General features: G+C 55.2%; 11 protein-coding genes. 6 read left to right on the top strand and 5 right to left on the bottom strand.

Translation table 11 applies throughout. From position 1 onward, the window contains the following. The first annotated feature begins 139 nt into the window (after positions 1–139). From PEH01S_RS14925 to PEH01S_RS14900, 6 genes are all read left to right on the top strand, one after another. Positions 140–2,422, top strand: coding sequence for an AraC family transcriptional regulator (locus PEH01S_RS14925; RefSeq protein ID WP_127486354.1), 2,283 nt, complete (start codon positions 140–142; stop codon positions 2,420–2,422). A gap of 279 nt (positions 2,423–2,701) precedes the next feature. Further along, entirely contained in the window at positions 2,702–3,682 is a 981-nt protein-coding gene (locus PEH01S_RS14920; RefSeq protein ID WP_036712629.1) for an ABC transporter permease, read from the top strand. Positions 3,683–3,711: 29 nt separating this feature from the next. Further along, a complete protein-coding gene (locus PEH01S_RS14915; protein ID WP_025845735.1) occupies positions 3,712–4,587 on the top strand; it encodes a carbohydrate ABC transporter permease in 876 nt (291 codons plus the stop codon). Between the two features lie 82 nt (positions 4,588–4,669). Then, positions 4,670–6,259: an extracellular solute-binding protein gene (locus PEH01S_RS14910; RefSeq protein ID WP_025845737.1), complete on the top strand. Its 1,590-nt coding sequence runs from the start codon at positions 4,670–4,672 to the stop codon at positions 6,257–6,259. A gap of 162 nt (positions 6,260–6,421) precedes the next feature. Further along, entirely contained in the window at positions 6,422–6,832 is a 411-nt protein-coding gene (locus tag PEH01S_RS14905) for a MerR family transcriptional regulator (protein WP_246062926.1), read from the top strand. Next, complete coding sequence (locus PEH01S_RS14900; protein ID WP_246062925.1) at positions 6,793–7,557, top strand: SDR family oxidoreductase; 765 nt, start codon at positions 6,793–6,795, stop codon at positions 7,555–7,557. The genes PEH01S_RS14905 and PEH01S_RS14900 overlap by 40 nt, the downstream gene beginning before the upstream one ends. Positions 7,558–7,706: 149 nt before the next feature. Here the strand turns inward: PEH01S_RS14900 and PEH01S_RS14895 are convergent, their stop codons facing one another. The 5 genes from PEH01S_RS14895 to PEH01S_RS14875 all read right to left on the bottom strand — a co-directional run bounded on the left by PEH01S_RS14895 (position 7,707) and on the right by PEH01S_RS14875 (position 12,866). Further along, positions 7,707–8,870, bottom strand: a complete 1,164-nt coding sequence (locus PEH01S_RS14895) for a cation:proton antiporter (RefSeq protein ID WP_127486350.1) — start codon at positions 8,868–8,870, stop codon at positions 7,707–7,709. Between the two features lie 220 nt (positions 8,871–9,090). Beyond that, on the bottom strand, positions 9,091–9,993 hold the full coding sequence (locus PEH01S_RS14890; RefSeq protein ID WP_127486348.1) for a Gfo/Idh/MocA family protein: 903 nt from the start codon (positions 9,991–9,993) through the stop codon (positions 9,091–9,093). 4 nt (positions 9,994–9,997) lie between these two features. Next, positions 9,998–10,882: a sugar phosphate isomerase/epimerase family protein gene (locus PEH01S_RS14885; protein ID WP_127486346.1), complete on the bottom strand. Its 885-nt coding sequence runs from the start codon at positions 10,880–10,882 to the stop codon at positions 9,998–10,000. A gap of 15 nt (positions 10,883–10,897) precedes the next feature. After that, positions 10,898–11,956: a Gfo/Idh/MocA family protein gene (locus PEH01S_RS14880; RefSeq protein ID WP_127486344.1), complete on the bottom strand. Its 1,059-nt coding sequence runs from the start codon at positions 11,954–11,956 to the stop codon at positions 10,898–10,900. Positions 11,957–11,996: 40 nt separating this feature from the next. Beyond that, positions 11,997–12,866, bottom strand: a complete 870-nt coding sequence (locus PEH01S_RS14875; RefSeq protein ID WP_025845749.1) for a sugar phosphate isomerase/epimerase family protein — start codon at positions 12,864–12,866, stop codon at positions 11,997–11,999. Positions 12,867–12,878 lie beyond the last annotated feature (12 nt).

Genomic DNA, 12,878 nt, shown 5'->3' with positions numbered 1-12,878 from the left:
GATTTCTCCTCTAATATTTTTGTTTTCGGGAGAAAAATTCCCGTTCCTTCCTTGACAGTCCGCATCCGGACAGACTACTCTTAATGTAACAATAAAGTCAAAGAGAGAACCATTTTAGGCCAGCCGGGGGTGCACGTCCATGTGGAGACCGATCCCATGGTTTCGCAATACGTCTTTTAAAAGGAAGCTGTTCGTTTACTCCCTCGTCATCAGCCTGCTGCCCGTCATATTGACCGGAACCGTCCTTGCGAGCATGGCGGCCGCGGCCATTCAAGACGAGGTCAATCAAAACCAGCAGATTATTTTACAAGAAATGCAGCGCCAGGTCGATTCGTTCTGGGCCGGGCTCGATAAAGCTTCCATTCAGCTTGCCAACCACCGGGCTTTGGAGCAAGCGGTGCAGCTTGGGCCCTCCGGCAAATATTTGAACGAAATGCTGGAGCTGGAGGAAGCCATTCGGAAGCAGCGGAGCATATCCGAGTTTCAATATGACGTTTCCGTCATCTTCTTGAAATTCGGCAAAGTGTTTTCCAGCAAGCACGGCTTCATCGAGCTGAATGAATTCGCTTACCGCAATATTATCGACCGGATTCCGCCTCATTTCCGCTCCGAGATCATCGCGCCCGACACTTATCCGGGGCAGAACGAGCTGCTTTACTTAAGGCCGGTGCCGATCTTCTCCGACATGCAGGGAAGCGGAATATTGGTGCTCCATATTGAGAAGGACAAGCTGGCCGACTTTGCCGCGCATGTCCCCTTAGGGGGAAACCGCAAGCTGTACGTCTTCGACGAGAAGGGCGTCGTCCTGATCAGCAGGACGCCCGGGGAAATCGGCACCCGGCCTGCCTTGTTCGCCGGCGGATTGCCCCGGAACTACTCCGGCGAGCCCGCAGAGACGGACATCGGCGGGGAAACGTACCAGCTGACCGTCCGGCAGTCGGATTATACGCGATGGACGCACGTGGCCATGACGCCCAAGAAGGAGCTGACCCGTCAAGCCGACCGGATTCAGGTGACAACCTTCGGAATCGTGCTGCTCCTCGCCGCTTTTTGGGTGCTGGTTGCCCGCTTCGGGTCTACCCGGCTGTACGGTCCCGTACAACATCTGCTGCAGCGGCTTCTGCCCGCGTCCCGCGAGGATTCCTCTGCCGGGACCGGCAACGAGTGGCACGCGCTTGATGCCTACGTGACCGGGATGCTCCAAACGAACGAGCAGCTGCGCCGGCAGTTGAACGAGCAATCGCCCTATTTAAAAGAAACGATCGTGCAGCAGCTGCTGCGCGGCGAAATCAACAGCAACGAGGCGGAGCGGGTCCGGCAGACGTTCGGCTTTCAGCTCCGGGGCAGCCGGTATGCGGTATGCTTGCTCGATATTGACGACTATGCGCGCTTTCAGCAGCTGTATCAGGACAAAGACCGGTCCCTCATGATGTTCGCCCTGCGCAAAATGACGGAGGAGGTGTTCGAGGAGTGGTTTTCCTGCGCGTCCGGCATTTCCATGCCAGGCCAAATGGTCCTGATCGTCGGGCTCGAAAAAGGCGACGCGGCCCTGGAAAACCTGCTGCTTACCGCACAGAAGTTCCTCGATACGTCCGCAAAATATTTTCAATTTACCGTCACCATCGCCTGCTCTCACCCCGTCCTGACGTATCGCGACATCAACGACGCCTACCGGGAGGCGCGGGATTTGCTCGGCTACCGGCTGCTCTACGGACCGGGCAAGCTGCTGACACCGCAGCAGGTCACGCCGGCTGAAAACCAGCTTGCAAGCGACCTCATCAAACGGGAGAAGCAGATCGTCACCGCCGTCATGCAGGGAAAAGCGGACGAAGGCGCAGAGCAGCTGCGCGAATGGGTACGGGACATGCCGCAAGTCGTCCGGCATTTCAATGGGGCGCTCGGCCTGTTCGCCCACCTGATCGGTGAGCTGGTTCTTTACATGCAGGAGCTGGAGCTGGCCCCGCCCGAGGTGTTCGGAGAAGACCCTTACAAGCGGCTTTACGAAATGGCAACGATGAACGAAGTGGCGGAATGGCTCGCAGGCACGGTTTTTCCCTCAATCGCCGAGCGGCTGGAGCTGGCGCATACCGGCAAGCAGCAGCGCATGGCCGCCGAGGTCATCCGGTACATCCACAACCATTTCGATACGGACTTGTCGCTTCAGCAATTGGCCGACCGGCTTCGCGTGTCCCCTTCCCAGCTCAGCCGCATGTTCAAGGAAGAGACGGGGATGAACTTTATCGATTACCTCATCCGGTTCCGGATGGACAAGGCCAAGGAATGGCTGGCGCATACCGAGATGCCGATCAAAGATATTGCGGAGAGACTCAGCTACACCTCCGTGCAAAATTTTACCCGCGTGTTCAAGCAGTACGAGCAGCTTCCGCCTGGCGAATACCGCAAGCGGTTTCGGGGCGATTGACCTCTTCCGTCCTCATTGTTTTCCTTCAGCGCCGATGTTTCGGGTCCTTCCGAGCCGGCGTTTTTTCATTTTCCTCGCCGTTCCCCATAACGATAAATCCCGTCATGACGCGGTTTTTCGGCTTTTTCCTTTTTTGCGGATCTTTATCCTTTTTTTCCTTACCGATGAAAAATAGAAAATTGCCGTGAGTTGTCCCATTCCCCGATAATCGGATCAACAACAACGATTCGCAACCGTCGGAATGTAAACGCCTCCGGTTCGTTGCGGCCCTAAGGAGGAATGTGCTTGAACACCTTGAACCCCCATCCCCACTCCTCACCCGCTGTCCGTAAGACCTCTTCTACGAGCCGTCCCGGACGTTTGCGGGCCCGGCTATGGAAGGACCGGTACCTGCTGCTGCTCGGCTTGCCCGGCATCGCTTATTTCCTGATTTACCGCTACGTCCCTATGGCGGGGCTGTACATGGCGTTCATCGATTACAGCCCGTTTCAAGGCATAGCGGGCAGCGAGTGGGTAGGCTGGAAGCATTTTGCCCGGATTTTCGAAGATCCGGAAATCGTGCAGGTGTTGTGGAACACCTTGTCGATCTCGTTTCTGCAAATCGTATTCGCCTTCCCGATTCCGATCGTGCTGGCCCTGATGCTGAACGAGCTGCGCAACCAAATCTATAAGCGCATCGTCCAGTCGGTCATTTACCTCCCCCACTTCCTGTCGTGGGTCGTCGTCATCGGGATCTGCACGATCTTTTTGAAAGGGAACGGCGTCGTCAACGATCTCCTCAAGCAAGGATTCGGCCTCGCGCAGCCGGTTCCGTTTTTGACCGATCCAAGCTATTTTAAGCCAATCGTCATCCTCCAAGTGATCTGGAAGGAAGCCGGCTGGGGAACGATTCTGTTCCTTGCGGCGCTGGCCGGCGTGAATCCGCAGCTCTACGAAGCGGCGACCATGGACGGCGCTGGACGGTTCCGCCAAATGTGGCACATCACGCTGCCGGCCATCCGCAATACGATCGTCATCCTGCTCATCCTGCGGCTTGGTCATGTCATGGATGCCGGATACGAACAAATCTTCCTGATGCTGAATCCGTTCAATATGGAGATCGGTAATATCCTCGACACGTACGTGTTCTTCAAGGGGATCGGACAATCGGACTACAGCTTCGCGACAGCGGTCGGCTTGTTCAAGGGAGCCGTCGGGCTTGTACTCGTGCTGTCGGCCAATTATATAGCCAAAAAACTCGGCGACGACGGCGTATTTTAGACTCGTCCGCTAAAGAAAGGATGATCCGCTTGCATCATCGAACCTTGGGAGACCGGTTCATCGATATCGCCAACGTCCTGCTGCTCGGCCTCATCGCCTTGATTATGCTGGCGCCGTTCTGGTACGTGCTGGCCGTCTCTTTCGCCTCGTACAAAGAATTTTTGCAGCATGACATCATCTGGTTTCCGAAAGAGTGGGTGCTCAGCGCCTACGAATATATTTTCGCTTCGGAATCGTTCGTCCGTTCGGTCGGCGTGACCGTGCTTGTGACCGTGATCGGCACGTTGGTCAATCTGGCGTTTACGTCCACCTTCGCTTATACACTGGCCCGCCCGGTCATCGGTCAACGGATCATGCTGATGCTTGTCCTCTTCACACTGCTGTTCAGCGCGGGTATGATTCCGACGTATCTGATCGTGAAGGAAACGAACCTCTTGAACTCGATCTGGGCACTCATCCTGCCGATCGCCATCAATCCGTTCAACCTGATCGTCATGCGGCAGTTTTTCGTCGGCATCCCGGGCGAGCTGCACGAAGCGGCGGTCATCGACGGCGCCAACGATCTGAAGGTGTTCTGGAACATCATGCTCCCTTTATCCAAACCGTCATTGGCCGCCTTCGCCCTGTTCTATGCGGTGCTGCACTGGAACAATTATTTTACGGGCATCCTGTACTTGAACGAACCGGAAAAATGGCCGATTCAAGTCATTCTGCGCCAGATGGTCGTCGTCGGCGAGGCGCAAACGGCGCTCGGCAGCAGTCAAATTTTGCTCGAACACGCTCCCCCGGCGGATACGATCCAAATGGCGGCGATCATCGTCGCGACCGTTCCGATTCTCGTCGTATATCCGTTCCTGCAAAAGCATTTTGCCAAGGGGGTGATGCTCGGGTCCGTCAAAGGCTGACTTCGGAACATCCCGTCAGACATGCGAACTTGTATAAATCAATGGTTTCAGAGTATGATCCAATCATGGGAGGGGTTTGTCAATGAACTACAGAGGAAAAACATGGACGGCCGCCGCACTCGTCGGGGCCATGACGTTAACGTCCGCCTGCACCGGCGGCGGAGAAGCGAAGCCCGATCAACCGAACGCCGGAGGCACCGGCACCGCAGCGGACAGCCAGAAGAAACACACCATTACGATGATCGATTATCGTTACGGGGCGTTTCCTCCGACCGGAGGCAAGGGCCTCGAAATGATCAACGAGAAATTCAACGTCGATTTCAAGCCGCAATACGTGGTCCGCTCCGATTACGACCAGAAGCTGAGCGCCGTCGTGGCTTCGGGCGAAATTCCCGACATCATCGTCATGGAAGGTCCGGACTCCAACTTCTATAAATGGGCGAAGCAGGGAGCCTTTTTACCTCTCAACGATCTGCTCGACAAATACCCGACGATGAAGCAGATTCCGGACAACACCCGCAAAGCCGTTACGGTGAACGGCAAAATATACGCGGTCCAAAAGTACTTAACCGAGACCTACCAGTTGACCCCGATCATCCGCAAAGACTGGCTGGACAAGCTGGGGCTGGAGGTTCCGAAAAACTACGACGAGCTGAAAAAAGTGGCGATCGCCTTCACCAAAGACGACCCTGACGGCAACGGCAAGAACGATACGTACGGGCTCGCCATGTCCGCAAACATTAACCCGAGCTTCGGAATGGGCGCTTATTGGGATTTCGAAGCCTGGTACCATAAAAACGCCGATGGACAAGTGATCCCCGGCATTATCTCCGAGGCGCGGAAGCAGCATATCGGCTGGCTGGCCGACCTGTACAAGGAAGGCGCGATCACGAAGGACTTCGCCCTGCTCAACTGGGCGCAGACGAACAAGGAATTCTACTCCGGCAAGGCGGGCATCTTCATCGGTACGCCGCGCGGCATGAACCCGACCTCTATGCAAGGGCTGGTCGACGTGAACCCGAACGCCAAAATCGTGCCGATTCCCCCGTTCCAAGCGCCGGACGGCTCGCAAGGCTTCGTCTCCTCCCCCGGCTACTACGGCATCGTCATGCTGAATGCGAAGCTGGCGAAGGAGCCGGACAAAGTGAACAAAATTATGGAGATGCTCGACTACGGCCGGAAGTTTGTGCCGCTGGAGCAGCGCAACGCCGCCAATGCCGATTTTGACTGGCTGAACGGCAAAGAAGGCCAAGGCTACAAAATCGAGAACGGCAGCGTGCGACGAGAGGTCGAGGAAAAAGGTCTTGCGCCGGCCAACTATTTGCCGGACAAAACGATGTGGGCTCCTAACGACGCGGCCAACGGTTACTCGAAGGAATACACCGTCCCGCTGCTGCGCGATCTGGCGGCCAGCCTGGAGAAAATGCACGGCGAGACGAAGCATCTGATCAACCCGATTAACGCAGTGTTTTCCGAGACGAGGGCCTCGAAAGACACCGAGCTGTCCAAGTTCCTGTACACGGAGCAAACAAAAATGATTTTCGGCGAAAAGCCGCTGTCCGATTGGGACAAAATGGTCAAGGAATGGTCCGATAAAGGCGGCGCCCAGATCATTAAGGAAGTGAACGAGGGCCTCAAGGCGAACGGCTACACCGGTCCGCAGTGGAAGTAATACCGCTCCATTGCAGCGCCGCATCCCGTTTGCGAACGTGATAAAAGATGAAAAGAGCTCCAGATGTGTCTGGGGCTCTTTTCCAATTGTTCACCGTTATACTACACCATGCAACGCGAATGAAAAATGATTCTTGACCTTCACATGATGTGATGGTTTATTGTGATAATTAATCAAATCAAGGAGGAGATTTGTATACATATTAGCGAGCTATCCAGAAGAACAGGTGTAAGCTTGCGTTCTTTAAGGTATTACGAAGAAAAAAATTTATTAAGCCCCACCCGTCTGGAAAATGGCTATCGGGATTATGCTGAATCCGATATTGAAAAAGTGAAGTTTATTCAACTTTATTTTAGCCTTGGACTTACGACGAAAGAAATCACTGATTTCTTTGACTGCCTGTTCCAGGATGGAGAGAAGCTGCAATGCCTGCCTAATGCTATTGAAGTAGGAGAAAGAAAATTAAATGAGATAAAAGCTCAAATCGATTTTCTGCGCAAAGCCGAGACTCAATTAGAAAGGAGTTTATTGAAGTGGAAAAATATGATCAGTCAAACGGAGAAACTAGATTGAACAACCTTCTACCACGGATTGCATTAGTTACTGGAGGGAACCGGGGAATCGGGCTGGAAATCGCCCGCCAGCTTTCCTTGAAAGGCATAAGAGTCTTGATCGGTTGTCGCGACGCGGAGAAGGGGACATTCGCAGTTGACCAATTGAGCAAGGACGGGGTGACAGTTGAATTAGAAGTTGTTGACGTGAGTTGCCGCGACAGCATCGACGAGCTGATGAAGCGTGTGAAAACAAAGTACGGCCGGCTCGATGTACTCGTGAATAACGCAGGGGTTATTCTCGACAGGGGAATTTCCGTCTTAGATGTGAAAGAGCCCGTCATGAAAGAAACGTTGGAAACCAATTACTTTGGAGTTCTGAATCTCATTCAAGCTGCAGTCCCTTTAATGAAAGAACATCATTATGGACGTATCGTTAATGTATCGTCGGGCGTAGGATCTTTTCAGGTTCACCAAGGCTTGCTAGGTTTAAAGGGGAAATCGTCCGCTTATCGCATCTCAAAAACAATGGTCAATGCCTTAACTTGTTTAGTCGCACACGAAGTGGCGGATATGGGCATAAAAGTAAATGCAGCTTGCCCCGGAAGTGTACGGACAGATATGGGAGGCTCGGACGCCCCTTTATCTGCCGCTGAAGGAGCAGATACCGCCGTTTGGCTGGCAACACTCGATGAGAACGGTCCAACCGGCGGCTTTTTTCGTAATCGCATGACAGCGGAATGGTAACCGTCGCTTTTATACAGCTCTGAGAAGCAAATAAAGGGAGGATTGGCTGCGAATAATCATCTATATATTTTGTGCAGCGACCTATCAGGGAACAATTTCCAGAATAGGTTTGGAGCGAGCAGGCTCCCCTCCCCCTTGCCCCTGTCGTCTCAAGCGGATTGACCGTTATGTTTTTCGCCCGCCGTTGCGGACTCCTTGAAGAACCATTTCATCATCGGCGGCGTTACGAGAGTCGTCACCAAGACAACCACCAGGAGGACGGCGAACATCTCTTTGCTCAGCAAACCGGCGTCCAGCCCCATGGCGGCGATGATCAGCGCGACTTCTCCCCGCGATACCATCGCAGCCCCGATGCCCAAGGAGGGTTTCCAGGCAAAGCCGGCCCATTTCGCACCCAGCGCCGAGCCGACCAGCTTGGTGAGAATCGCCAGAACGCTCAAAACGACGATCAAGCCAAGATTGCCGGCAATTCCCGTGAACTCCGCGGACACACCGATGGAAGTAAAGAACACCGGAACGAAAATCGAATAGCCGATCGTTTCGACCTTCTCGAACACCTCGTGCTTATATTTCGTGACGCTGATCGCTACACCGGCGATATAAGCTCCGATGATGGCGGCAACCCCTGCATACTCAGCCAAGTAGGCGTATGCGAAGCAGATGATGAGAGCGGCGGATATGACCGCTTCGGTGACACGGAGAGGCGCGAATTTTTTCAGCACCCAAGGAACGACCTTCCAAGCAATAAGAATCGCCCCGGCGAAAAAGATTACTTTTTTCAGGACAACGACACCCAGATTCACATCTCCCCCTGCAAAGCTCATCACAAACGCCAGCGCAATGATGACGAGAACGTCATCGATGACCGCGGCCCCAAGAATCGTAGCCCCCGCACGGGACTTCAGCTTCCCCATTTCCTTCAGCGCCTGCACCGAAATACTGACGCTGGTGGCCGACAGCAGCAATCCGAGGAAAACGGCCTGTATCGTCGGAAGCCCCATGACTTGCCCGGCCAAAAACCCGCCGACCAGCGGCACGATAATTCCCGCGACCCCCACATAAGCGGAAGGCTTCCCCGTATGCTTGAATTCCTCGACGTCGGTTTCCAGTCCGGCAATGAACATCAGCAGAATGACGCCGATTTGACTGATTTCCGTTAAAATGTCAGTATTCGTGACGATCCCGAGCACCGTTGGCCCCAACACGATCCCGATCAGCAGCTTTCCGAGCACGGAAGGCTGTCCTAATTTAACGCTGAGGTCTCCCGCAATTTTGGAAGCAAGCAAAATGATAGCCAATTGAAAAATAAGCATAATACCGACCGCCCTTCTGTTTGTTATCGTGCTTATCCTGTGGATATTCAGGCAAAAACATACAAAAAGAAGCCCATCAACCATAGCTGCTAAATAAACATAGCAAAGCTAAGGTGACAGGCTCCTCCGAGTATTTCCTATTTGATTTTCCAAGGATAGCAAACGTTACGATACTTATACGCAAGGAGGCGATTCCGGTTTCAAAAATGTTGCAAAAAATCTACAGCTTGACCCGCCGCCCTGTCCCCCGGCTTTCATTGGCCGCTTCGAGGAAGCGGATTATCTCCAGCGTCACCGTCAACGGAATGCCCGGTACTCCCGACTTGAACATCTTCATGACCTCGACCAGCAGGCTGGCGTAAAACGGTCTGCCGTCTTTGGACACATCGACCAGGCGCGGTCCTCTGCCAGTATGCAGCGTGGCGCCGAAGCTTTGACCCGGCCGCCGGCTGCCCCGTACCGTACCGATCCGGCCGTCCTGCCAGACGCCGGTAAGGACGTCGAAATCACCGGTCGCCGTCACTGACACTTCCCGGCATCCTGCCCCCATGGCACGGTACAGCAGCTCGGCCGTATGAATCCCGTACCAGTAGTATCCCGGCTGCGTCGGTTCGAAATGCATCGGTCCGAAGGCATCGGCTCCCGTAATGGCTCCGTCAGCTTCCGCCAGCGCACCGGCGAGCCCTTCGGAATACCGCAGCGCGGAAGCGCTCATGACCGGAATATCGTATTGTTGCGCAAGCTCCGCGATTTCATACGCCTCCCGCGAGCTGAGCGCAAGCGGCTTGTCGATAAACACCGGCTTGCCATAAGGGGCGATGGCCCGAAACTGCTCCAAGTGTACCCGTCCGTCCGCTGATTCGAGCAGCAGCGCGTCAACCGATTCCGCGACGGCTTCCGGCGTTTCCATAATAGAAACGTCGTATTGCCCTTGCAGCTCTTGTGTAAAGCCGCCGACCCGGTCAATGCTGAGCGGGAAGTCGGCGGAGCCGCCCGGATAAGCGGCGATCACCCGTCCTCCCGGCACATGGTTCGCATCCGACGGGTCGTTCAGCAGCTTCGTGAACGCCGTGACGTGCGACGTGTCGAGCCCGATGATGCCTATGCGCAGCGTCGTCTCCATGCGCCTAGCCCCGCTTCCGGTAAGCTTCGATGAACTGAATCGCTTTGCGGATATCTTCCTCCGGCTGATCGCCTACTTCACGCTCGATCGTCAAATAGCCCGTATACCCGATATCTTGCAGCGCTTGGAAATATGCGTCGAAATCGACGGCGCCCTCGCCGGGCGGCAGCTCCCGGAAAAACTCGCCTGCGCTCACCATCCGCGCGATCTCCTCATGGTCCATCGGCTTGTACCCGAGGGAGCCGTAGATAGCGCGAGGGTCCGCTTCGCGCAGCCGGAGCCCGTCCTTCACGTGCGTATGGACGATATAGTCCTTCAGGGTGTGAACGCCTTTGGCCGGGTCGTCGCCCGTTACCATGACCATGTTTGCCGGGTCGAAGTTGACCGCCATCCCTTTGGAGCCGAGGCTGTCCAGGAAGCTTTTCAGATGCGTGGCGGTCTCGGGTCCGGTCTCGATGGCAAAATACCCGCCGACGGACGAAGCGTAACGGGCCAGTTGACCGCAAGCGTCCTGCATCTCGGCATAGATCGGATCGCTCGTGTCGTCCGGCACCAGACCGATATGCGTCGTGACGATATTCGTGCCCAGATCGAGCGCGAGATCGAGAATCCGCTTCGACTTTTCGATTTTTGCCGGATTCGCCTCCTTGTCTTGGAAGCCGTGTCCGCCCAGATCGCCGCACAAAGCGGAAATTTCCAGCCCGATCGAATCAAGATAAGCCTTGAGGTCTTTCCGCGCGGCCGCGTTCAGATTTGCCGGGTCCATTTCCCCTTGAGTAGCCCAGATTTGCACGCCGTCGGCGCCAAGCTCCTTGGACTTTTGCAGACCCTCGCGCAGCGGCAGCTTGAAGCTGTCCGAAATGACGCCGATTTTGTTCGTCAATGCCATGACCTTCGCTCCTTCCTACAGCTCGATCTCCCGCCCTTGGGCGGCCGATTCGTAAATGGCGCACAGCATTTTCATCACTTCGACGCCGTCCTCCACCGGACTCCGCGTTTCCGCACGTCCGAGCGAGCTGTCGATAAAATAGTTGATCTCCTGCTGGAACCCGGCGATAAAATCGAACGAAGGATGGTCTACCTGCGGCGCGACGTTCAGAATCGTATCGTGCTTCTCCGCGATGATCGCAAGCTCCGGCTCCAGCTCCGCTCCGCCCTTGTCCCCGTACAGCTTGACGGACAGCTCATCTTTCTTCGCGTGCAGCGTGAAGCTCACGTCAACCATGAGACTCGCCCCATTCTCGAAGCGGATGAGCGCATTGGCCAAGTCCTCGACCGTATTGAGCGCCGCGTTGTAATCCGCTGCTTTGTAGAAAGCAAGATGCTCCACGTTCGAGCGGTTGCCGAGGCGGTTGTACGTATTGGCCGAGACTGATTTGACCTTTGGCTTGCCCATCAGGTACCAGCAAATATCGATAATATGCACGCCAAGGTCGATGACCGGCCCGCCGCCCGAACGCTTGATATCCGAGAACCAGCCGCCCGGGTTGCCGAGACGGCGCAGACAAGAGGCTTTGGCGTAATAAATCTCGCCCAGATCGCCCGCATCGATAAATTTTTTCAAGATTTCCGTATTGCTGCCGTACCGGCGAACGAATCCGACCTGCAGCAGCTTGCCCGTCCGCCGAACCGTTTCTTCGACCTTCAAGGCTTCGGCCACCGTCTGGCACAGCGGCTTCTCCACGAGCACGTGCTTGCCCGCTTCGAGCGCTGCGATGCTGATCTCGGCATGGGAATTGTTCCATGTGCAGATACTGACGCCATGAATGTCCGGCAGCGCCAGAAGTTCACGGTAATCGGTGAACACTTTGGACGCGCCGTACGCTTCGGCCTTCGCTTTTGCCCGTTCTTCGTTCAAATCGCAAACGGCATAAATTTCCACTTCCGGATGATGGCTGTAGGCTCTGAAATGCTGCTCCGAAATGGAGCCCGCTCCGATAATTCCGATTTTGATTGTACTCATCGCTGCCCTGTTCCTCCTGCTTCTCCCGTTGTTTTTCGGTTTACACTACCGCTTCCTGCCATAACCGGCGGACGTTATCCATGGCGATTCTCGAACCGGTTCTCGGGTCTTCCATGCCTTCGAATTCGACGGATAAATACCCGTCGTACCCCGATGCCTTCAGCACCCGAATGACCTCCGGCATATCGATGTCGCCTTGTCCGACGATGGCACCCCGCAGGAAATTGCCGTGGGTCGACTTGAACCAGCCTTCGCCCGGATTGCGGTATGACGGACGGCGGTAAAAATCTTTCAAATGCACCATGGACGCAAACGAAATGTTTTTTGAAACGGCGCTGACCGGATCCTCGTCCACACACAGGAAATTGCCGATATCCAGCGTCGTCTTGAAGTTGGCGCGATCCACCTCGTGCACGAGCCGGAGCACCCGGTCGCTCGCCTGCAGGTAAAAGCCATGATTTTCCACGCTTGTGACGATATCGAACTGCGCTGCATAGTCCGCGATACGGCGGCACGCTTCGACGAGCCGGGGCAAGTCCGCTTCGAACTGGCGGATCGACGTTTCGGGGATCGGACGCGACGCAACGTCGTGACGCATCCGCTTCACTCCAAGGTCGCGCGCGATGTCGACCTGGCGAATCGTCTTCTCGATCTCCAGCTCGTATGCTTCCAGGGTAGCCTGTACGAAATTCGCGCCGACCGCGTAGCCGGAAATATCAAGTCCCGCTTGGTCTGCGGTCTTGCGGATATCTTCAATCAACCCCGGATTGTTCGTCAAGTCGTACCCGATCGGCACGATCTCCACATGCTCGCCGCCGTTGTCGGCAATCCAGCGGATGGCTTCCGTTACGGTCATTTCTTTCTTATCGATAGCCCTATACAAACTGTAGGTGCTCAATCCCAATTTCATGCGTGCATCCTC

This window comes from Paenibacillus ehimensis NBRC 15659, assembly GCF_004000785.1.
Classification (GTDB): domain Bacteria; phylum Bacillota; class Bacilli; order Paenibacillales; family NBRC-103111; genus Paenibacillus_G; species Paenibacillus_G ehimensis.
The sequence above is the reverse complement of the archived record's forward strand: the minus strand, read 5'-3'. Positions and strand labels throughout refer to the sequence as shown.